We start from the raw sequence: 21,853 nt of genomic DNA, 5'->3' as shown, positions 1-21,853 counted from the left end.
ATATTATCAAGGGATTCGCGAGTTCATTCATCTTTCTAAATGCTGTTTTCTTACTTTTTCAGCAAGCCCTAATTAGTGGCTATGGCGCTTAGAGAGTCCCTTAAAAAAATCATGTTTGAATCTCCATTGGTCAGTAACGACAACATCAAAGGACATTCATTTGCTACTTATGTCAGAAATATAGTGCCGAAATCAATAAGTGCTTAATTGGACTTACCAGAAATCTATAGCGTAAAAGCTTCAGCAGGTAATGGTTCTTGGGCTAAAGTTCCTTGGATAGCAATATTTAACAAGCTTGTAACTGAGAATGTCCAGTCGGGGTTTTACTGTGTTTATTTTTTTCGCGCGGACTTCTCTGGCGTTTATCTTTCTCTCAATCAAGGAATAGCAGATAAGCTTGGTTCTGACAAGCTCAGGGAATTTTCTGAACCTCTCGATCTTCAGCTTGATTCTATCCCAAAGGCAACTATAGCGGTTCTCAAAAAAGTGAGGTATGCCCTATGCCCTATGCCCTATGCCCGTCGGGTACCTCATCTTTCTGAGAAAGGCTATACTTTATTTAGTATTAAACTCTCAATACAGGCCTTTCGGGATTTTCGGGATTGGGAATTAGACGCTGATTTTTGCAATTTACTAGCAAATCTAAAGTTTCTAACACAGTTTGACCGATTAGCACCATATCGCCTAAAACCCTTGCCGCCTCAATCGTTTCGCGCCCTTCTATTTCAATGATAATAGCCCCAGTCAATCCTACTGTTTCTTGTCTGCCATCAGCATATTTTGCTATTTCCTGACTCCTAATTCTTAAACCCAGGTGCTCGCAGACTTCTACAGGAATAGCTGTGCGTATTGCACCAGTATCTATGAGTGCTTCTGCTTCGTACACACGCAACAGATTTGGATTGAGCACTCCTCTCTTGACTAACTCTTCATCAATGGCATTCGTTAGCTTGACTTTGACTCGCACTGCACCCATATTTTTGCTGGCTTGAGTTAGATTGCGATCGAGATTTATCATATCGCCTCTTTTCGTCTAGAAAATCTACCTTTGATTCTAGCCACAATTTATGGTAGTAAGGTTCGCAGTGCACACCGTACAAGTAGAGTTTGTACGTAAGTCTTACAGCGTATTATAGGTTTAGGAAGTGCAGTAGGGACAAAGGCTTTCGCCGTGTCCCTACGGGGATCTATGACTCTTGTGGGGTTGGCATCCTGGCAGCCCTAAACATACAAGTTAAATGCACAAAAGCTTACTCATCTTCTGCATAGATAAACCGATACAATTCGCTAGGATCTGGCTCAGCGCTTTTCTCAGCAAAATCGACTGCATCATCAATTACTGCTTGAATTTTATTATCGATCTCTTTCAATTCTTCAGCAGTTGCCAAAGTTCGATCGATCAAATCAGCAGCCAACTTCTTAATTGGATCGCGGGGGAACCAATATTCCTTCTCTTCCTTAGAACGCAATTCATCAGGATCGGCCAAAGAATGGCCGCGAAAGCGATAAGTCAAAGCCTCAATCAAAGTCGGTCCCTCGCCGGCTCGCGCCCGCGCCACAGCTTCCTTCGCCACTTCCCGCACCGCCAAAACATCCATCCCGTCAACCTCAAAACCAGCCATGCCAAAAGCATGAGCTTTTTTGTAAATCAGCGGATCAGAAGTAGCTCGCTCGTGGGCCATTCCGATCGCCCATTTGTTGTTTTCCACAACATAAATAATCGGCAACTTCCACAAAGCCGCCATATTCAAACACTCAAAAAACTGCCCGTTATTTGCGGCACCATCGCCAAAAAAACAAGCAGTCACGCCATCGGAACTCTCATCCCCCAAAGCTTCGCGGCGGTACTTCGATTGAAAAGCCGCCCCCGTAGCTACAGGAATCCCCTCAGCCACAAAAGCATAACCTCCCAACAGTCGGTGTTCGGCCGAAAACATATGCATCGAACCGCCGCGGCCCTTCGAGCAACCAGTTTCCTTCCCGAACAACTCCGCCATTACCTCCCGCGCCGGCACGCCCGCGCTCAAAGCGTGAACGTGATCGCGGTAGGTGCTGCTGACGTAATCGGTGTCATCCCGGCGCATCGCTCGAATCACGCCAGTAGAGACAGCTTCCTGACCGTTGTACAAGTGGACAAAACCAAACATTTTGCCCCGGTAGTACATCTCAGCACACTTGTCCTCAAAATAGCGCCCCAAGACCATATCCTCGTAGAGCATTAAGCCCTCATCCCGAGAAATGGTTACGCTTTGCGCGTCAAAAACTGGTAAAGTCCGTTCCTGAACCATAAATAATTAATACCCGACGATCGGCTTCCTTGACATCTAAATTTAAACCGAGATGGGACACAACCGCAGCAGAAAACGATCGCACCTTTTCTGTGCAGCACTTCACCAATTGTTAAAATGAGTTTGGCCCTCGGGGCGGATTGCCGGGACTCGGAGAACCAACTCCCATCTAAACCCCATGCACACGAATGATATAATTCCATTACTCTCAAACCCGAAAATGCTCAAGAGTCAAACCACTCATTTAGCTGACGGGCAGTGAGCCTTTGCATTTTCCTCACTGTAAAACGCCCTAGAGGGAAAAAAATCAGAGTATCTCTACGGCAAGTCCAACATACCGTGAATGGGGCGGTTGGAAGCCAACACCAGAATTTTTGATTTGGTTTGCGGGAGTATGTCACTTAAGATAGGCTAATTCAGTTGCTAGCGCTTTGGGGAAGTGGACAGTTCTTTAACTTATGTTAATTCCACTAGATTACTACCGGATTTTGGGTCTACCGATTCAAGCTACTGCCGAACAGTTGCAGCAGGCTCACCGCGATCGAACTTTACAGCTTCCGCGCAGGGAGTATTCCGAAGTTGCGATTGTCGCCCGCAAACAACTGCTCGATGAAGCCTGCGCCGTTCTGTCAGACTCAGAGGGGCGCAAAGCTTACGATGCCAGTTTTTTAGCCAAAACTTACGATCGAGAGTCGGAAGCCGCACAGGAAGCCAAGCACCAGAGGTCAAAAACCTCAGCAGGCACGGACACATTCCTGCAAGACGCAGGAGAAACCGCTCCGGCAGAGTCCAAGGCTTTAGAGGCAGCTCCCGACCCCCACACTCCAAGTATTGAAATCGATGACAACCAATTCGTAGGAGCCCTGCTCATACTGCAAGAACTGGGAGAATACGAACTCGTACAGAAGCTGGGTCGCCCGTATCTTAACAATGGCAGCATCGCGATCGCAGAAGGTCGTTTCGGCGACAAAGAGCTCGTGAGGCCAGATATAGTTTTAACCGTCAGCCTTGCCTGTCTAGAACTCGGCCGCGAACAGTGGCAGCAAGGTCAGTACGAAAATGCCGCAAAATCATTAGAAGCAGGTCAAGAATTGCTGCTGCGCGAAAGCCTATTTGCAAGCGTGAGGGGTGAAATGCAAGCCGACATATACAAACTCCGTCCGTACAACATTTTAGAGCTATTATCACTCCCCGAAGAAAAAGTCGATGAGCGTCGCCGGGGACTGCAAATCCTGCGAGAAATGCTTCAAGAACGAGGCGGTATCGACGGTTCGGGAGACGATCGATCGGGTTTAGGAATAGAAGACTTCCTCCGGTTCGTGCAGCAAATGCGTAAACACCTAACCAGCAGCGAGCAGCAGGCGCTATTTGAAGCCGAAGCCGGCCGCCCCTCCGCAGTCGCCACTTACCTCTCGGTCTACACCCTGTTAGCCCAAGGATTTGCCGCCAGACAGCCATCGATGATCCGTCGCGCCAAGCTGATGCTGATGCAGCTCGGTCGCCGCCAAGACGTTCACCTGGAAAAAGCCGTCTGTTCCCTGCTGCTGGGCCAGACAGAAGAAGCCAGCCGCTCCCTCGAACTCAGTTCGGAAAAAGAACCCCTGGCCTTCATTCGCGAACATTCCCAAGATTCTCCCGACTTGTTGCCCGGACTTTGCTTGTACGCCGAACATTGGCTACAAGAAGAAGTGTTTCCCCACTTCCGCGACTTGGCCAACGAGTCAGTGTCCTTGAAAGACTACTTTGCCGACCCGAAAGTACAAGCTTACCTAGAAGCTTTGCCACAGGACGCAGAAACCGCCAACGAATGGGTCGTCGTACAGCCCCGCTCCGGCAAGCCCCCAGGGCGGCTGCAACCGACCGCAGGCCGATCGCCCGCTGCCATACCCGCACAGCCACCCACAGCGAAGCAGGGAGCCAGTACCGTCACCTTGACCCCCGTACCGGGCGACGCTTCCACCGCAGCCTCGAACGCGAAATCTCAGGCAACTGTGGCTGCGCCGAGCCCCGCTGCTGCCGCCGTCTCTCTCCCGATAGCTACCGTGCCACACCCCGCAGACTCGACTTCCAAACAACGCAGACGCCAACATTCAGGGCGCAGCGGAGCAAGCGGCAATGGGCTAAAGGGCGATTTTGCCGATCGGGCGCGCACCAAGGCAGCAGAAATTACCGCCCAAGTCAAGTCCATGCCTCCAAACAGGCTGGCTTTGTTTCTAGTCGCAGGTGTCCTGAGCCTGTTATTCCTGTGGTTAATACTCAGTCTGTTGGCTAGCGCGATGCAAGCCCTATCGGGCCCATCCCTCCAAGGAGAGCAAGCCCTCGTCCGTTTGGAAGAACCGCCCGTAGAAATCCCTGCCTTGGCCGCGGCCCCGGAGCCGAGCGCTGCAGGCGCAGTGTCGGGAGAAATCACGGAGGCATCAGCCGAACAAATAGTTCAAAGCTGGCTGTCGGCGAAAGCAGCGGCTTTGGGCCCTAACCACGCTGTCGAAGAATTAAAGCAAGTTCTGACAGAACCGGCTTTGTCTCGCTGGCAATTGATGGCAGAAGCTCAACAGCGAAACAACGCGCACCAGCGTTATGTACACAAGCTGCAAGTTAATGGAGTTAACACGAATCCGACTAATCCCGATCGCGCTCAAGTAGAAGCCCAAGTCGCGGAAAAAGCCGAAGTGTTCGATCGTGCTCAGCTCGTTTCTTCGCGCAATGAAAACCTGCGGGTGCGCTACGACTTGATCCGCCAAGAGGGACAGTGGCGGATTATGGATTGGCAAGTGATTAAGTAAGGAATTGGTAATTAGTAATTGGTAATTGGTAATTTCTGCTTGCTATTTGCTAATTACCAATTTCTGATTATTAGTTAAATTTTTAATTCCAAAAGCGGGAGTTGTGAATTGCAGATTATTGTTGAAGGCTGGCGTTTTATTTATCATTCCTATTGCGTAGCCAATCAATTTCAACTGCTGGAAATGCTCGATCGCCCGCGAGGACAAATTGAGCTTTTCCACCGCGATATGCCCTACATTGACGCAGCTTGGGAGACGAAAATTAGTTTGTTCGATCGCCCAAATGAAACATTACTTCGCAGCATTAAGAACCCTGCGGTAAATCAGTCAGCCGATGTTACCCTGCGAATGTACTGCCCGTGGGACTTCTCGGCCTCCACCAGCGCTCAAACTTGGGTATTTGCAGCCACAGAATGGGGGATTATTACCAGTTCAGTATTACAGGCGATGGGTGTTAAGTCGATCGCCCAAACCCCCGTTAATTCAGAAACGAAAATTATTACACCTTCAGCTTGGTCAAAAGCCGGCTTAATTCGCAGCGGAGTTGAGGCAGATCGCATTGCCGTCGTACCTTTGGGTGTCGATCCTAAGATTTATTATCCTGCTGCGGGTGATCGGCGTCAATCGCTGCGCCAAAGCTTCGGCTGGTCAAACTATTTTATATTTTTAAATATCGGAGGACAAACCGATCGCAAAGGTATTCGCCCTTTATTAAAAGCCTTCGCTGCGGTAGTTGACAAATATCCCCATGCGAGATTAGTTTTAAAAGGTTCTGAACTGCTTTATCCGTCTAGAGACGAGATTGCGGAAGCCTGCCGAGTTGTGCTCAACGATGCCGAAAGAGCGAGGGTTTTACCGAGATTAATTTATACTGGTAGCCAGCTATCTTTTGCTCAAATAGCTGAGTTTTACCAAGCAGCAGATGTTTATGTTTCTCCCTATTTGGCAGAAGGTTTTAATCTGCCGGTGTTGGAAGCTGTGGCTTGCGGTTTGCCGATTATTTGCACTGCGGGCGGCCCTACCGATGATTTTACGCGATCGAACTTTGCACTGCGGATTGAGAGTAAATTTACGGCTGTGGTGAGTGACGGGGAAACCTTATTTATCTTAGCTCCTGAGTGGGAACATTTGACTGATTTGATGCAAGGGGCGATCGAACAGCCTGGATTGGCTGCGACAGCGAGGGTTGCGGGCCCGGCTTTTGTGGCTGAAAATTTTACTTGGAGGCGCGTAGTCGATCGATTGCTTGAGGTTATGGGAGGAGATAAAAAGAGAGAGGAGAGGTCTATTTTTGAGCCAATAATTTTGTAGTTTGGGCGTTTCAAGCCCTCGATGGGGAAATAGGTTTTTTCCGGCCAGTGGTGGCTTTGTCGCAACCAAGTAGCGGGGCAAAGTTTCAATCCCTGATAGGGTTTTAGGTTTTTTCCGGCGAGGGAGACGACAATTCCCTTCACTATTCCCTACCTGTTTCAATCCCTGATAGGGTTTTAGGTTTTTTCCGGCTAAAATAGCCTCTGGTCTTTCCCCAGTGTACCAAGCGTTTCAATCCCTGATAGGGTTTTAGGTTTTTTCCGGCACTCTATCAATTCAGTGGCAACTTACCCGGTAAGGTTTCAATCCCTGATAGGGTTTTAGGTTTTTTCCGGCCTATTTTGCTAGCACCGGGTGCGGCGGATATCCCTCTGTTTCAATCCCTGATAGGGTTTTAGGTTTTTTCCGGCCGAGCGCACTTCCTCACCGTGTACCAATCGCAGGTTTCAATCCCTGATAGGGTTTTAGGTTTCTTCCGGCGTTTTCAGATATGGGTGTTGCTGAAACTGTTGGTGTTTCAATCCCTGATAGGGTTTTAGGTTTTTTCCGGCATCGCCAAGAAATATGGCCGCTTCATCAAGCAAATTTCAATCCCTGATAGGGTTTTAGGTTTTTTCCGGCGCGATCATCGGCGAATCGGTGTTGCCCCCGCGAATGTGGTTTTAATCCCTGATAGGGTTTTAGGTTTTTTCCGGCGAGTTCGCAAGCAAGCGAATTACGGTCGAGAAAAGCTGGTTTCAATCCCTGATAGGGTTTTAGGTTTTTTTGGGCCGAATCACAGACGCTTTTAGCTCGGTTTGGTATGAGTTTCAATCCCTGATAGGGTTTTAGGTTTTTTTGGGCTATTTAAAATCTCGTTGTACTTTTCTGCGAACTCTGGTTTCAATCCCTGATAGGGTTTTAGGTTTTTTTGGGCGACTTCGGAGGGGTAGAGGTAATCCCACTGGCTCGCAGTTTCAATCCCTGATAGGGTTTTAGGTTTTTTTGGGCTTTGGAGCAATAGCGGCATTCATCGGCGGCCATCGGGTGGTTTCAATCCCTGATAGGGTTTTAGGTTTTTTTGGGCTCATCATCAACGCTGGACTTTTTGCTCAACTGATGTTTCAATCCCTGATAGGGTTTTAGGTTTTTTTGGGCGTTTAAGCTCAATGGTTCCTCTTTTCCGTTCGCCATGTTTCAATCCCTGATAGGGTTTTAGGTTTTTTTGGGCGCGGATTCCTGCAGGTCACGACTTCAACGTCGCGCCCGATGTTTCAATCCCTGATAGGGTTTTAGGTTTTTTTGGGCACCACAAAAACTATGTGCATTCAAACTCGGATCGGTTTCAATCCCTGATAGGGTTTTAGGTTTTTTTGGGCTTAAGAAACGCTGCCGATATGGAGAATTCTTGGAGTTTCAATCCATGATAGGGTTTTAGGTTTTTTTGGGCGAGAGAATCTTACACAGTATGTGGAATAATGCCAGTTTCAATCCATGATAGGGTTTTAGGTTTTTTTGGGCCTCCAAGCGAGTAAAGCACCACTGCCAAAGTGCTTTGCGTTTCAATCCCTGATAGGGTTTTAGGTTTTTTTGGGCTTTAACGCACTTGCTCAGGTAGTCGTAAACAGCAACAAAGTTTCAATCCCTGATAGGGTTTTAGGTTTTTTTGGGCGTTACAACAAGCGGAGTTGGTCGGGGACAGTACGAGTTTCAATCCCTGATAGGGTTTTAGGTTTTTTTGGGCTTGCTTGTCTCTCCTCCGAAATCACAATCAAAAGTTTCAATCCCTGATAGGGTTTTAGGTTTTTTTGGGCGGGAACCCACCTGGGTGAATTTACTGTTTTTTGTAGTTTCAATCCCTGATAGGGTTTTAGGTTTTTTTGGGATCAAATGATGGGTTTACCTTAAGGAGGGAAAATGTTTCAATCCCTGATAGGGTTTTAGGTTTTTTTGGGTTTCAAGCGCCCGGTGCATAAAGAAGCAATTCCGTTTCAATCCCTGATAGGGTTTTAGGTTTTTTTGGGCCTTTGTTGATTTAACAATAAAGTATGTATATTATAGTTTCAATCCCTGATAGGGTTTTAGGTTTTTTTGGGCCGCCCGTTCCAGAAGCCAGGGTGTATTTAGTTTTCAAGGTGCAGTTGCGTCAGTCAACAACAAAAGTACCATTGCAGCCTTCGGCTTGTCAATACCAGATTTTCCATACTCCCTGCAAAACCTTATCCTGTAGAGCTTACAGACTTTCCGTCAATCGTTTTTTCAGAATATGGGCATCAAACTATTGCTGCACATGAGTTTGAGCCGAAAAATTTGATACCCCGATTTTAACACCTACCCATTCACGGAAACTCAGCAAAAAATATTTTGCGCTCAACGGGCTCTATCCCACCAATACCTTCGATCTTAGCCTGACAGCAAACGCACAGCGGAAAAAACAAAATACTGTCTTCCTTGGGTTGGATGACTTTCTTTGGCGTGGCGATCGTAACTTAGACTTGAGTCCTAGCCTGCATCAATCTCCTCAACTGGTTGCAGGACTTTGTTCGCTTATCCTCTCTGATTGCTTCAAGCGCCCACTTGAGCATCAATCTCCTCAACTGGTTGCATGACTTTGTTCGGCATGGCGATCGTAACTTACCATACTCAGTCTCACTTAACTCACCACACTCAAACACACTCTACTACATCCACTGCCCATAAAGGGAAGCTCAAGGAAAAACCAATAACCTACCGCAATATAGCCATAAAAAACTACTTAAAATTAGCTAAAAAACCACAACGCTTCCGCCAACCAGAAAGCAAATAGATTAAAAAAAAACTCCGATATATCAAAAAAAGATTAGCTCATATTGAACAGCTAATCGAGTTAGACGCTTATCTAGAAAATCTCCCCAAAAAGCCAGACAAAAGCTTCCCAATCGTAGCCTTATCAAAATCTATGCTTTAGCAAATCACAGATAACAAGTTATATTTTACCGGGATTGAATCCCCAATTAATTGCTAGGAGTGATTTGCCCCGACTTATTCAGCAAAACCAAAACCTTCAATAAATAGCGAATTTTAACCTGCCAGATTTGCAGTATTTGCGCTTCCCAGTTCCGAAAAATATTATTGGCAAATTGCATACAAAATCCCCAAATTAACTTAAAATCAGTAGAGTGGCATTTACCTTAAAACTCCCGATGACAAAAGCCGAAATTAGCACCAAAAACATCACAGTTCCTAACGGGGATTTGCAAATAGCTGCATACCTAGCCCAGCCAGCCTCCCCAGGGCAATTTCCCGCAGTTATCGTGATTCAAGAAATCTTTGGCGTCAACTCGCACATCCGCGAAGTTACTGAAAGAATAGCAAAAGAAGGATATGTGGCGATCGCCCCAGCCATTTACCAGCGTCAAGCCCCCGGCTTTGAAACCGGCTACACACCCGAAGCCATCCAAATCGGCAGAGAATACAAAGAAAAAACCACAGCTTCCGAACTTCTGGGCGATATCCAAGCCACCATCGATTACCTCAAAACTCTAGCCTCTGTCAAACAAGAAGGTTTTGGCTGCATTGGTTTCTGCTTTGGAGGACACGTCGCCTACCTTGCCGCTACTTTGCCCGAAATCAAGGCTACAGCGTCGTTCTACGGCGCCGGTATCGCCACCCAAACCCCCGGCGGCGGAACCCCCACGATCGCCCGCACAGCAGACATTAAAGGCACTCTCTACGCCTTTTTTGGCACCCAAGACCCCAGCATTCCCTTAGAACAAGTTGACCAAATCGCCGCAGAATTGCAAAAACACAGTATTTCTCACCAAATTTTCCGCTACAATGCCGATCACGGCTTCTTCTGCGACCACCGCGGCAGTTACGACGCTACGGCAGCAGCCGACTCGTGGATGCAGGTGAAGCAGCTATTTCATCAGCAACTTCAACCAGCTTAGAGAGTGGGAGATGGGGAGATAGGGAGATGGGGAGAGTGGGAAAATTTTTTCTACTGACGACTGCCAACTAAATTACTGACAACTGACAACTAAACTGACATGAATTCCAAATCTACAGGTTCTCAAAGCGCAAAAGCATCCTTTTCAATGGATGATTTTGCTAAAGCCCTCGAACAGCACAATTACGAATTCCAGAAAGGACAAGTAGTGCGCGGCAAAGTGTTCGAGTACGACTCAAACGGCGCGTATGTTGATATCGGCGGCAAGTCTTCGGCTTTTTTGCCGATCGAAGAGGCTGCTTTGAGAACAGTAACGGATTTGTCGGAAGTGGTTCCGCTGGACGAGGAACGGGACTTTTTGATTATCCGCGAACAAGATGCAGATGGCCAAGTTACCTTGTCCCTGCGGCAGTTACAAATTCAGCAAGCTTGGGAAGATTTAGTTGAATTGCAGGAAACCGGTAAAGTTCTTCAGGTGCGGGTTTCTGGGGCGAATAAGGGCGGCGTGACTGTAGATGTTCAGGGAATGCGCGGTTTTATTCCCCGATCGCACTTAGTGGACCGCGATAACCTAGAATCGCTGATCGGTCAATCTTTGAGCGTTAATTTTTTGGAGGTCGATCGTGAACGAGAAAAACTCGTACTTTCCCAGCGGATGGCCACTCAATCGAATGCTTTCAAGGATTTGCAAATTGGTCAGTTGGTCGAAGGAAAAGTCAGCAGCATCAAGCCTTTTGGCGTGTTTGTGGACTTGGAAGGAGTTAGCGGTTTGCTGCACATCAAGCAAGTTAGCCAAAAATATATTGATAACCTTGGAAAGGTGTTTGCTCCCGGTCAACCCCTGAAAGCGATCGTGGTTGACCTCGATGAAAGTCGTGGCCGAATTTCGCTTTCTACTCGGGTACTAGAAAATTACCCAGGGGAAATGGTGGATAAAATGGCGGATGTTATGGATACCGCAGAAGAGCGATCGGAACGTGCTAGAAAGACTCTTTCTTAAGTCTTGACGTAATTAGAACCCCATCTACCGGACAACAAGGAATGTAGGTTTAACCGCAGATAGACGCCGATAGACACAGATAAAATCCCATCGGCGTTCATCTGTGTTCCGAAACTGATATCTGCGATTAAAAAATCCCCATCTAACTAATCTGCTTTCTTCTTGATTCCTAATCAACCGGAAACAATATCACTATCAACAGTCAACAATCATTCCGGTGCAACCGGAATCGATCTAACATGACTCGCAATTGTTTCAGTCTCCACCTTTGCTTCCACTGGCCAAGAATTCTCCATCTCTACTGTTTGTTTCGGCTGATAAACTGCCAAGTCGAACCAGAAAGTCGTACCCACATTAACTTCGCTAACCAAATTAATTTTAGTGTGGTGCTTGTCAATAATGTTTCTGACAATAGAAAGACCTAATCCCGTTCCTTCTAAAGTGTGTACTCGGTTTTCTACACGGAAAAAGCGATCAAAAATTGCTTGTTGATCTTCAGGATCTATGCCAATTCCAGTATCAGAAATTTCGATCCGCACTACCGGAAAATGTCCGGCATTCGGTGACAAGTTGTGGTTCCCGGATTTGCCGTCTTTGGTAGTCGCAGCCTCCGACTCTAGCAAATACGCTCGAATTGCCACCTTGCCGCCGGACTGCGTAAATTTTAAGGCATTTCCTACTAAATTTGCAAATACTTGCAGCAGCAAATCGTAATGACCTAAAGCAGGTGGCAAATACGGGTCAACTTCTTGCTCTAATTCAATGCCTTTATCCTTAGCATTTAACTGATAAGTCCGCAGGGTTTGTTCCACAGCTTGCGGGAGGTCAACAGCGTCCAAGTGATAAACTCGGCAGGATTCCAGTCGCGACAAGTCTAACACGTCGTTAACTAAACGAGTTAGTCGATCGGTTTCTCGATTGGCAATTTCTAGGAATTCCCTGCGCTCGCTTTCTAGAAGGTCTTCTCCGTACTCGTGGAGAGTCTCGATAAAAGATTTGATATTAAATAAAGGCGTTCTCAATTCGTGAGAAACATTGCTAATAAAATTGCTTTTAGCCTCATTTAGTTCAACTTCGCGAGTGATGTCCTGCACTGTCATTGCAATGCCTTTGAGACTTTCCCGGTAATGTCCGGAACCTTGATGCTTCGAGGTTTGCTCGTAGAAAGTACACTCTACAGCTACCGGGTGTTGTGGTTCGGTACAGGTATCTTCCTCATGGCGGATGCAGCTTTTGCACAGCGGTTCGGCACCGGGCGCTTTGTGCAGAATGACAGTAGTTAAAACAATCCGAATTGTACGGTTAACGGGTTCGCTCATCGAGATGCGAAATTCGCCGCCTTCGCGATCGCCCGCAGCTATTTCCTGCAAAGGTCTCGCCAAGTCCTGCTGCACTTCCGAAGGTAAAAGGTTAAGAACATTTACTCCGATCGCCTTTTTGCCTTCCCATCCAAAAATCCGCATCCCCGTCGGATTAACTAAAATAACCTGCAAATTTGCGTCTAATAAAAGGGCGCCATCAGCAATCGTTGATACCAAAGTTTCCAACTTAGCTTTTTCTGCTGTCAGCTCTTCAATATTTTGTTCTTCATAACTTTCGAGTTTCTGGGCCATTTCATTAAAACTGCCGATTAACTCGCCCAATTCTCCCCCTAAAGGCAGGTCAACTCGCTGCTTAAAATTCCCGCTGGCGATATTTTTCACCCCGAAGACTAATTGTTTGATGGGCTGAGTAATTGTCAGGGCATTAAATACAGCCCCCAAAATTACCATCACCCAAATTGTGACAAATACTGCTAAAGTGACATCCCTAGTAAGATTTGAAGAGATAACTGCGGCGGGATTTGGGTTAATGCCGATCGCCAAAACTCCCAAATATTTGTCTTCATGAATTAACGGCACAAATACATCGGTAACTTCTCCATCTGGCGTCAAATGCTGCCGCACCAAAGGCAAAGAAGTTAAATTTCTCGCCTCAATATCCGCGAGAAAATTATCGGGAAGTTTGATCTGGCGGCGCAGCGTCAGGGAAGTCTGCACCTCCGATTCGGAAAAGGGTATCCCCAGGAAAATATCCCCCGCTTCGTCTGCGTAAAGCATATAGCGGACGCTGGAGGTGCTGCTGTAAAATTGGCGGGAAAAGCGGGCGACTTCGGAGCGATCGTTTTTGGCAATCAGCGGCGCCACATTTGCCGCCAACAGCAGGCCGAGGTCGCGGCCGTAGCGAGTATCGTTAAGTCGGGCGTCTTGCTGGATAGTATTCACGGCCCAGAATGTCAGGCCACTCATAATTAACGACACTACGAGGGTAGCAGCGGCCATCAGGCGGGTCTGGAGGGTAAAATCCGACCACCAGCGGGCAATAATTTCTCCGATTTTGTTTAGTATGGCCAGCATTTCACCAGTTCACCCGTTCAATATTAAAAGCAAGATCAATTCCCTTGGCTCCCGATCAAATTTTCTGCTGCGACTTGTCCGCTACCGCCACCGCAGAGATACCAAACTTCATTGTTACATTTCTACATTGAGATTGCTTGGCTTTCGGATGGCGGCCGATGTCGCAATTCCTAATTTTTATCACCCAGAGCTCGGCGGCCGATGTCCCGGCGGCAGTAGACGCCTTCAAATTGGATGCAATCAACTGCTGCATAAGCTTTGGAGATAGCTTGTTCCAAAGTTTCTCCCGTCGCAGTGACGCCCAAAACCCGGCCACCGTCGCTCACCAACTGCTGCTGCTTCAACTGGGTGCCGGCGTGAAACACTTGTGCTTCTTTGGCTTCAGCTTCCTCGATACCTGTAATAACGTTGCCTTTTTGATAACTTCCAGGATAGCCCCCAGAAGCCAAAACTACGCAAACAGAGGCCCCCGACTTCCAGCGAATAGAATATTCACCCAGACGCTGCTGACAGCAGGCGAGCACCAAATCTTCTAAAGGGGTTTCCAGCAGCGACAAAACCGCTTGAGTTTCGGGATCTCCGAAACGGCAGTTGAATTCTAGGACTTTGGGTTCTCCGTCGGGGGTAATCATTAAACCTGCGTAGAGTACACCCCGGTAGTCGATTTTGCGTTTTTGCAGTGCTGCGAGGGTGGGTTCGAGAATTTCTTCTTGAATCCTTTCCATGAGTTCCGGGGTGACAATGGGCGCTGGGGCATAGGCTCCCATACCGCCGGTGTTGGCTCCCTTGTCGCCTTCGCCGATAGCTTTGTGGTCTTGGGCCGGCAGCAACGGTTCCACTGTGATGCCGTCGGTGAGGGCGAGAATCGAGACTTCTTGACCTGTTAAGAATTCTTCGACGACTACTCGGATGTTGTCGGTGCCGAATTCGCCTCGGAAAATGGTGTTGATGGCGCTGTGAGCCATTTTGACGGTGGTGGCAACGGTGACTCCTTTGCCTGATGCGAGTCCGTCTGCTTTGATGACTATTGGGGTTCCTTGTTCCAGAACGTATGCTTTTGCTGCTTCTGCGTCTGTAAATACGGCAGCTTGGGGTGTGGGGATGCCTGCTTCGAGCATCAATTCTTTGGCCCAGGATTTGCTGGATTCAATTTGGGCGCCGGCTTTGGTGGGGCCGAAAATCATGAGTTTTTTCTGTTGGAAATAGTCGGCGATGCCTAGCGATAGGGGCAATTCGGGGCCGACGATGACTAATCCGATGTTGTTGACCATCACAAAGCGTTCGATGCCTTGGAAGTCGTCGATGTTGAGCGACAGATTCTGACAGCCTGGGGTGGTAGCTGTGCCGCCGTTGCCCGGTACGCAGAATACTTGTTTAATCCGCGTAGATTCTAGCAGTTTTTTTGCGATCGCGTGTTCGCGACCTCCGTTTCCCACAACTAAAACTTTCACAGTATCCTCACCTATAAATTTTGTTCCCTGAATGTCTGATTTTCAGTGTTGGCATCTGTCTATCTGCTTTTTGCAGTGCTGTCAATTATGCCATGCTTGGCGCTAGGGAATTGCTAGATGTGGCACTTTTCTGGAGGAGTGGGCTTCGACGGCTGTTTCTCAATGGCTGGGAGCGTGCAATAATTAAAGACTTTAGCTGCCCAATTTTTATGGGTTCTGCCTCGATTTAATCAGGCAATTAAAACTATTTTTTGGCTTTTAACTCTGCAATTACTATAATTGCTCCGGGGGCAAATAGCGATAAGATAGGCAGGTTGACTCTGGGGAATTTTACTCACATGAAATCAAATCAAACCGCCGCGAGTTCGTCTGCAAAATTTAAGCGGGTGGGCGTTGTCGGCGGCGGCCAGCTAGCTTCGATGATGGGGGATGCTGCTAGTGCGCTGGGTATTGAATTGGTAGTGCAAACTCCCCATGCTAGTGACCCGGCAGTTTCTGTTGCTGCTGGTGCTGTTTTGGCTGCTGTTGATGATGTTTTGGCTACGGCTGCATTGGCGGATGACTGCGATGTTATTACTTTTGAAAATGAGTTTGTGGATTTGGATGGTTTGCGGCCGCTAGAAGAGCAAGGTGTGTTATTTCAGCCGAGTTTGTCGTCGCTTTCTCCTTTGTTGGATAAGTACGTTCAGCGCTGTTATTTACAAGGTTTGGGTTTGCCAACTCCGAGGTTTTGGGAATGGGATTGCAGCGCAGATTTGCCCCCGGAATTGTTTAAGGCGGTGGCGATCGACTTTCCGGCAATTTCTGTTTCCGACAGCGTGCCGAGTGAAGGAGACTCGGATGCTGGATCGATCGACTTTCCCTTTGTCGTCAAAGTTCGCCGCCACGGTTATGACGGGCAAGGTACTTTTATTGTTAATGATCGAGGGAGTTTGGAGTCAATTCGTGCTAAACTCGAAGGTCAGTCTTTGCTGGTGGAAGAGTTTGTGCCGTTCGATCGCGAGTTGGCTGTGATTGCAGCTCGATCGGCAAGTGGCGAAATTGCGATTTATCCGATCGTCGAAACTCAGCAGCAAAATCAGGTTTGTCATCTGGTAATTGCGCCCGCTGATATTAGCTTAGATGTGAAAACTGAAGCTTGCGCGATCGCCCGCACTCTCCTCAACAGTTTGCAAGCTGTCGGGGTATTCGGCATTGAATTATTTTTAACCGCCGATAATAAGCTGTTAGTCAATGAAATTGCACCGCGTACCCACAACTCGGGACATTTTACCATTGATGCCTGTGAAACTTCACAATTTGAACAGCATTTGCGCGCAGTTTGTCAACTGCCTTTAGGTAATTCGGCTCTGAAATGTGCAGGCGCTGTCATGGTAAATTTGCTAGGCTACGAGTCGGCCCAGTCCGATTATTTAGCAAAAAGACAACAACTGGCACAAATTAGCGGTGCTTTTGTCCATTGGTATGGTAAGAAAGAATCGCGTCCCGGCCGCAAACTCGGTCACGTTACAGTTGTGCTCGACGCGGACAAGGTGGCTCAGGGGCGATCGTCAGCAGAGGATCTTGCTCAAACCGTTGAATCTATCTGGTATGCAGGTTAAATTGCTCGAAGCTTGCCAAAATCGGGTTAGTTGGTATATATTAAATAAAGGTTCTACTGCGACGTTGGTGACTGCCAATAATGTTTTTTTGATCTATAACTCTTAACTCTCGGGAATCAAGATGTTTGGACAGCAGTAAACTGGGCTTGTACCCAGAAACTTTAAGTCCGAGCCAACGGTACCCACCTGGTAAAATACCAGGTCAAAAGCTGAGGTAAGACGGCGTTGCGGGGAACCCTTAAAATTTTGGGCGATGCTTAATCAGGGTATGAAAAAAATAATTGGAAAATCCAGAAGCTTTATGAATACTGGTTTCTCTAATTTGCCTCTTTAGAATTTCATACCGTAAATCAGCAAAGCCGTTTTTTTATATACCCCCACAGTCTTTCTATTGGGTTTACTTCCCGACTATAGGCAGGCTGAAACAGTAAAATCACATCTGTCTACTATTTAAGCCTTAACAGAACCGTATTAGTTTATAAAACATACTACCGATACTTCGACCCCAGCAGAGACACGGGGAAAGTCTTTGTCTATAAACTTCATAAACCTGGAATACGCTGTATTAGTGATGGGAAACAGAGCCTCCGGCTATGTATTCCCAGGCAGAGCCTGGGAAGAAGAATAAAATGGTATGAATTTGCTAAGAGGCCGATCGCACTAAAATGACTGTACAGTCGCACCCGCGCGCCACAGCTTCCGGGATGTTCCCGTGAATCACCTGCTTCAGCAGCCCTTCACGGCTCGCTCCCAGGACGATCGCATCGCACTGATCGTTCTGAGCCAAATCAATTAAAGCATCAGAAACCGATTTAGCGCAAACCGAAGTCGCTATTATCGAACAGCTAACCCTGCGCTTGATAAACTCCGCCGCTTGCTTTAATTCTCCGCGATCGGGTTCTGCAACAGAAGGCTGATGAACCTGACACAATTTAATCTCCGGTACAGCACTCGCAGCCACCAAAGCAGGTAGTAGCCGCAAAGCCGCAGCCTGCTTGTAACCGCCACGAATAGGCACCAACCAGCGTTGCAAACCCATCAGCGTGTGCAGTCCCAATTCTGGGGCTGGAATGTCTGAATTCGGCGGGGAAAATTCAGTTTCAGGAGTCGCTGATGAATCGGAGGCTCTCGCCAATGTGGGATTATCTGCGCCGTCAACTTTTTCGGCATTTAACTCCCATTCTATAGACGCATATTTCCGCCCGCTAAAAGTGGCAGAAAACTCGTTTTTCTTGCGTGTTGCTAATAGTTTTTCGCTCCATTTAACCAAAATCACCTCGCAGCCTGCTTGCCGAATTACGGTATCAACTACATCGCCAAAAATGCGTCCTTTTGTGGAAAATTCGCCTTGCCAGCCCATCAAAATCAAATCGATATGTCGCTCCTTAATTGTCTCCAGAATCGCGTTAGGCACGTCATGAGCTACCCGTATTTGGGTGTGTACCGGCAAGTTCCAATTGCGAATAATTCGTTCGGCTTGTTGCAAAAGGCGGCGGCTTTTGGTTGTCCGCACTGTGCTTTCTGAAGGGGAACTGTTGCGCGGTACTAAGATGATTTGCAGGCATTCTAATTCGTAATTGCGATCGCGCGCGATCGCAGCCGCCAGCCGCAGCAAAGCGGGTGCTGTTTGGGGATTGGAAAGTGGCACTAATAAGCGGCCGTTTCCGACTTGCGGAGCTTTGGTTTGATAGACAACATAGGAAGGTTCTGGATGCGGGCCCTGGGTTGTTTCTCCGCTGAGGCGATCGGATTCAACTCGGATAATGTCGCTGCGGGTAATAATTCCCACCAAACGCCGGCCTTCTACGACTGGCAAGCGGCTGATATTGTAGTTGTTGAGCCTGTACAATACCTCGCTTAAAGTATCCCTTGCTTTGACTGCGATCGGCTGTACAGTCATAAATTCTTTGAGCAGCGAGTTGCCGGATAAATTGCGCTCGCTGGCATTTGCCAAATCGGTTTGACTGACAATTCCGACTAATTTGCCATCTTCAACTACTGGAAATCCTCGGTGGTGCGATCGCGAAAATGCCTGCATCACTTCATCGAAAGTCAGCAGACTCGAAAGAGTTTCAACTCGGCACTGCATCACGTCATCTGCGTGCAAGTCGCTCAAAGTATTGCTCGCAGCTTTTGCCTTTGTCAGTTGAATGCCGTTAAACTCCAAAAGGCGATCGTATAAAGAACCACTGTCCACCTTTTCCGCGACCAAATAAGCAACTACAGAACAGATCATCAAAGGCAGCACTAATTTGAAATCCGCCGTAATTTCAAACACAATTACTACCGCAGTAATTGGCGCTCTAGAAACCGCACAAAAAAACGCTCCCATTCCCGCCAAAGCGTAAGTTACCGGCAAACCGACACCCAGGAAATCTGCCTGCACAATGCCCACCATGTGACCAAGTGCAGAACCGAGAACTAGGGCAGGGGAAAACAATCCTCCCGGAGCTCCAGAAGCAGCGGAAATAATTGTCAGAAAAAAGTGAGCTATAAAAGCAATTAAACTCGTTATGCCGCTTGCTTCGCCGGTCAGCATAAACTCCCGTAAACCCGTATTATCGCGGAAAGTTGCTGGAAGAAAAGCTATTACTGAACCGCAGATTAGACCAGCTAGAGCCATTCGCACAGGCAAAGCTAATTTGAGCGATCGCCTGTTAAATTGCAAGCTAGCCATAATCCCTTTGGTGAACCAAGCTCCCAGCAATCCCGCTAAAACTCCTAATAGTATGTAAAATGGGATTTCCTGAGCCTCAAAACTGGTTTGGTACGCGCGAAGGTTCAAACTTAAACTATCACCCCCCAAAAGCTGCGAGACAACTGCACCGATAAATGAAGCGATAATTGCAGTCCCTAAAGTCAATCCTGAAACGTCGTGCAGCAGTTCTTCAACTACAAACAAAACTCCTGCAATGGGAGCATTGAAACCCGCAGCCAATCCAGCAGCAGCACCGCAAGCAATCAATTGTCGGCGGTAATCTGGGGAAGTGGGCATCAAGTGACCTATCCAGCCAGCTAAAGATGCTCCTATTTGCACAGTCGGGCCTTGCCTGCCTAAAGTTAAACCGGAACCAACTGCTAAAATAGTCGTCAGAAGTTTGGCGACGGCTACTCGCAAATCTAAGGAAAGATTGACTCCGCCGAGAGCAGCTTTGACGTGAGGAATGCCGCTGCCGGCAGTTTCTGGAGCAAAACGCTCAACCAAGAAACCTGTCAGCAACCCGCCGCATAAACCGACACTGGGCAGTAATATCCAAGCTGGGATTAATGTCGAGGTAGCAACTCGCCAACTGCCGAGCCATCCGACTCCTGACTTTAGCAAAACACCGGCCAGTCCGGCCACTAAGCCGATCAGACAAGCTTCAAAAATAGCGAGGCGTTTCGGTCGTAAAAACAGTTGAGATTTGATGACCCTGGAAGGTTCCCTAAATTGTTTAGGGATAGTTATGTACGGCATAAATAGCGTAGATGACCTGAGAATTGTCTGATCGATCGCACTTTAGCGAAAAATCATTCGACTTGGCAAAATATAATTAATTTTTAACCGGAGGTGCACCAAAATTAACGTAGATGAATTTTACTAATCGGCGTTACTCTGCGGTTGTTTACCCTATCATTTCCACCAATGTTTTCAAATCGGGTACTTCCAAGTCTGGCTGGCCGCTGGCCGGCAGTGTCGCCCCAAATCCTGTTTTGTCGTGTCTACGATTTACCCAAACCGTTGAGATTGCCATGGATGCGGCTGGTACAGTGTCGTGATAAATGCTCTGAGCAACGTGCAGGAGTTTGTCAGCAGAAATTCTCATTGTTTCTAGAGCTATTTCAAAGTTGCGAGTTGACGGTTTGTACGATCGCACTTTTTCCGCAGTAATCAACCAGTCGAATTCAACTTTTAAGTGTTGGGCTGTACCAGCAAACAAATCACTGAAATCAATTTGCCGATTTAACAGCAAGTGTTTCAAGGCAGGTAATATCCCCCTTTCCCAATCTATCAGAGTGCCGTAGCAGTCAAAACTCACTATTTCAAATTGATTAAATTCTAGCATAGTTCGCTCCTAGTTTAGGGTTGATATTCCGCAAAAATTTCAATTTTTCCCACAATGTTTTGATTAAATTCGCTCAATTCTTCTGCCGGAATCCAATATTCTTGGTGAATCGAACTGCCCACATTTTGAACTGGATATTTTTTTAAGAATTCTGCCGCAACCCGAAAGCGAGTGACATAGCCGAAATATCCCGATGCTGCATCTCTTGTATTCCAATCTCGCGCGATTTGTATGGCATAGGCTTTGTGAACTACGGGATAAAAAGTAGGCTGAAAGGATAAGCGTGGCGGAAATGCCAGAAAATCGCTTTCTTTAATCAGTTCCATTTCTTTTTTGCCGACGGCTCGGAACAGCGTTACTGTCTCTTGATCTGATATATTGATATTTTTAAACCACGCTTTCCAACCGTCCCAATTGTGAACTATTTTAGCCAATTCAGCGTAACCGGCGGCGCGGGGATGGGAAACGTCATTTTCGGTAAGTTCTTTATGCCAAATTTCCGAGTTTTGCAGCGGGGTGCAAACATCTAAATACGGCACATTTAACTCGTTGCAAACTTGGGCAAACTCTTCGGATAAGTTGGCAATCCGCCTTGTGCGATCGGCATCGATAACTGGCGGGGGCCCTACCATTAATACTGGAAATATATTTTGGGCTGACGTGAGAATAGAGCGGGCATTTTCAATTGATTTCTCAACTTCTATGCGAATTTTTTCGTTTTCTAGGTAAGTGTCGTTGACGCCAAAGGAAAATACGATTCTGCCGTCGCTGTAGTGAGGTAAGCGGCAAGAAACTTCGCTGAACCAGCGAGTTTCTATATCGGCACTGGTTTCTCCCCTTATGCCTAAATTGTAGTAGGTAATATCGTGTCCTTGTCCGCAAGCAGCCGCGCAAATCCGTCCTGTCCAACCGAGACATTTGGGATCGCAAGTACCGTTTACAAAAGAATCGCCGATAAAACAAATACGCATATTATGTGGGGAATTGGGAATTGGGAATTGTTGACTGTTGACTGTTGACTGTTGACTGTTGACTGTTGACTGTTGACTGTTGACTGTTGACTGTTGACT

General features: G+C 47.4%; 14 protein-coding genes, 1 other RNA gene, 1 pseudogene and 1 CRISPR repeat array. Of the genes and pseudogenes, 7 read left to right on the top strand and 9 right to left on the bottom strand.

Annotation, left to right across the window (positions count from 1 at the left end):
• Positions 1 to 207 precede the first annotated feature (207 nt).
• Positions 208 to 384 (top strand): annotated as a pseudogene (locus tag QUA74_RS29830) (MrcB family domain-containing protein); the annotation flags it as partial.
• Between the two features lie 181 nt (positions 385 to 565).
• Here the strand turns inward: QUA74_RS29830 and QUA74_RS08110 are convergent.
• The 3 genes from QUA74_RS08110 to QUA74_RS08100 form a co-directional block, all read right to left on the bottom strand.
• Entirely contained in the window at positions 566 to 1,018 is a 453-nt protein-coding gene (locus QUA74_RS08110; protein ID WP_333326832.1) for a clan AA aspartic protease, read from the bottom strand.
• A gap of 232 nt (positions 1,019 to 1,250) precedes the next feature.
• A complete protein-coding gene (gene pdhA, locus QUA74_RS08105; protein ID WP_333326830.1) occupies positions 1,251 to 2,288 on the bottom strand; it encodes a pyruvate dehydrogenase (acetyl-transferring) E1 component subunit alpha in 1,038 nt (345 codons plus the stop codon).
• On the bottom strand, positions 2,257 to 2,394 hold the full coding sequence (locus tag QUA74_RS08100; protein WP_333326829.1) for a hypothetical protein: 138 nt from the start codon (positions 2,392 to 2,394) through the stop codon (positions 2,257 to 2,259). Before QUA74_RS08100 ends, pdhA begins: the two co-directional genes overlap by 32 nt.
• A gap of 352 nt (positions 2,395 to 2,746) precedes the next feature.
• Here QUA74_RS08100 and QUA74_RS08095 point away from each other — a divergent pair, with 352 nt between their 5' ends.
• Complete coding sequence (locus QUA74_RS08095; protein WP_333326827.1) at positions 2,747 to 5,071, top strand: IMS domain-containing protein; 2,325 nt, start codon at positions 2,747 to 2,749, stop codon at positions 5,069 to 5,071.
• Positions 5,072 to 5,179: 108 nt separating this feature from the next.
• Positions 5,180 to 6,382, top strand: a complete 1,203-nt coding sequence (locus QUA74_RS08090; protein WP_333326825.1) for a glycosyltransferase family 4 protein — start codon at positions 5,180 to 5,182, stop codon at positions 6,380 to 6,382.
• 82 nt (positions 6,383 to 6,464) lie between these two features.
• Positions 6,465 to 8,458: direct repeats of the CRISPR family, unit length 37 nt; unit sequence GTTTCAATCCCTGATAGGGTTTTAGGTTTTTTTGGGC.
• Positions 8,459 to 9,354: 896 nt separating this feature from the next.
• On the opposite strand, the gene QUA74_RS08085 is transcribed toward QUA74_RS08090, so the two are convergent.
• On the bottom strand, positions 9,355 to 9,486 hold the full coding sequence (locus tag QUA74_RS08085; protein WP_333326823.1) for a hypothetical protein: 132 nt from the start codon (positions 9,484 to 9,486) through the stop codon (positions 9,355 to 9,357).
• A gap of 57 nt (positions 9,487 to 9,543) precedes the next feature.
• On the opposite strand from QUA74_RS08085, the gene QUA74_RS08080 reads away from it, so the two are divergent.
• Positions 9,544 to 10,290 carry a dienelactone hydrolase family protein gene (locus QUA74_RS08080; protein ID WP_333326821.1) on the top strand — a complete coding sequence of 249 codons (747 nt, stop codon included), beginning with the start codon at positions 9,544 to 9,546 and terminating at the stop codon, positions 10,288 to 10,290.
• Between the two features lie 99 nt (positions 10,291 to 10,389).
• Positions 10,390 to 11,289 (top strand): S1 RNA-binding domain-containing protein, encoded by a 900-nt coding sequence (locus tag QUA74_RS08075; RefSeq protein ID WP_333081864.1) that lies wholly within the window; start codon positions 10,390 to 10,392, stop codon positions 11,287 to 11,289.
• A gap of 209 nt (positions 11,290 to 11,498) precedes the next feature.
• Here QUA74_RS08075 and QUA74_RS08070 read toward each other — a convergent pair whose 3' ends face one another.
• Positions 11,499 to 13,685, bottom strand: coding sequence for an ATP-binding protein (locus QUA74_RS08070; protein WP_333326820.1), 2,187 nt, complete (start codon positions 13,683 to 13,685; stop codon positions 11,499 to 11,501).
• A 170-nt stretch (positions 13,686 to 13,855) separates the two neighbouring features.
• Positions 13,856 to 15,136 carry a phosphoribosylamine--glycine ligase gene (gene purD, locus QUA74_RS08065; protein WP_333326818.1) on the bottom strand — a complete coding sequence of 427 codons (1,281 nt, stop codon included), beginning with the start codon at positions 15,134 to 15,136 and terminating at the stop codon, positions 13,856 to 13,858.
• A gap of 338 nt (positions 15,137 to 15,474) precedes the next feature.
• On the opposite strand from purD, the gene QUA74_RS08060 reads away from it, so the two are divergent.
• Together QUA74_RS08060 and ssrS are read left to right on the top strand one after the other, a co-directional pair.
• A complete protein-coding gene (locus QUA74_RS08060; RefSeq protein ID WP_333326816.1) occupies positions 15,475 to 16,737 on the top strand; it encodes a 5-(carboxyamino)imidazole ribonucleotide synthase in 1,263 nt (420 codons plus the stop codon).
• 50 nt (positions 16,738 to 16,787) lie between these two features.
• A non-coding RNA gene (ssrS, locus tag QUA74_RS08055) (6S RNA) lies at positions 16,788 to 16,975 on the top strand.
• A gap of 405 nt (positions 16,976 to 17,380) precedes the next feature.
• Here ssrS and QUA74_RS08050 read toward each other — a convergent pair.
• The 3 genes from QUA74_RS08050 to QUA74_RS08040 form a co-directional block, all read right to left on the bottom strand.
• Entirely contained in the window at positions 17,381 to 20,194 is a 2,814-nt protein-coding gene (locus tag QUA74_RS08050) for a chloride channel protein (protein ID WP_333326814.1), read from the bottom strand.
• A gap of 148 nt (positions 20,195 to 20,342) precedes the next feature.
• A complete protein-coding gene (locus tag QUA74_RS08045) occupies positions 20,343 to 20,783 on the bottom strand; it encodes a hypothetical protein (protein ID WP_333326813.1) in 441 nt (146 codons plus the stop codon).
• Positions 20,784 to 20,797: 14 nt separating this feature from the next.
• A complete protein-coding gene (locus QUA74_RS08040) occupies positions 20,798 to 21,754 on the bottom strand; it encodes a GDSL-type esterase/lipase family protein (RefSeq protein WP_333326811.1) in 957 nt (318 codons plus the stop codon).
• Positions 21,755 to 21,853: the final 99 nt, after the last annotated feature.

Origin of the sequence: Microcoleus sp. LAD1_D3 (genome assembly GCF_036702135.1) — a bacterium.
Lineage (GTDB): Bacteria > Cyanobacteriota > Cyanobacteriia > Cyanobacteriales > Microcoleaceae > Microcoleus.
Note: the sequence above shows the minus strand (reverse complement) of the source record. Positions and strands in the feature narration are given on the sequence as shown.

Excerpts from the sequence above, each read along its gene's own strand:
- QUA74_RS08110 (WP_333326832.1), bottom strand. The coding sequence starts at position 1,018 with ATGATAAATCTCGATCGCAATCTAACTCAAGCCAGCAAAAATATGGGT.
- pdhA (WP_333326830.1), bottom strand. The coding sequence starts at position 2,288 with ATGGTTCAGGAACGGACTTTACCAGTTTTTGACGCGCAAAGCGTAACC.
- QUA74_RS08095 (WP_333326827.1), top strand. The coding sequence starts at position 2,747 with ATGTTAATTCCACTAGATTACTACCGGATTTTGGGTCTACCGATTCAA.
- QUA74_RS08085 (WP_333326823.1), bottom strand. The coding sequence starts at position 9,486 with ATGCAATTTGCCAATAATATTTTTCGGAACTGGGAAGCGCAAATACTG.
- QUA74_RS08080 (WP_333326821.1), top strand. The coding sequence starts at position 9,544 with ATGACAAAAGCCGAAATTAGCACCAAAAACATCACAGTTCCTAACGGG.
- QUA74_RS08075 (WP_333081864.1), top strand. The coding sequence starts at position 10,390 with ATGAATTCCAAATCTACAGGTTCTCAAAGCGCAAAAGCATCCTTTTCA.
- QUA74_RS08070 (WP_333326820.1), bottom strand. The coding sequence starts at position 13,685 with ATGCTGGCCATACTAAACAAAATCGGAGAAATTATTGCCCGCTGGTGG.
- QUA74_RS08060 (WP_333326816.1), top strand. The coding sequence starts at position 15,475 with ATGAAATCAAATCAAACCGCCGCGAGTTCGTCTGCAAAATTTAAGCGG.
- QUA74_RS08050 (WP_333326814.1), bottom strand. The coding sequence starts at position 20,194 with ATGCCGTACATAACTATCCCTAAACAATTTAGGGAACCTTCCAGGGTC.
- QUA74_RS08045 (WP_333326813.1), bottom strand. The coding sequence starts at position 20,783 with ATGCTAGAATTTAATCAATTTGAAATAGTGAGTTTTGACTGCTACGGC.
- QUA74_RS08040 (WP_333326811.1), bottom strand. The coding sequence starts at position 21,754 with ATGCGTATTTGTTTTATCGGCGATTCTTTTGTAAACGGTACTTGCGAT.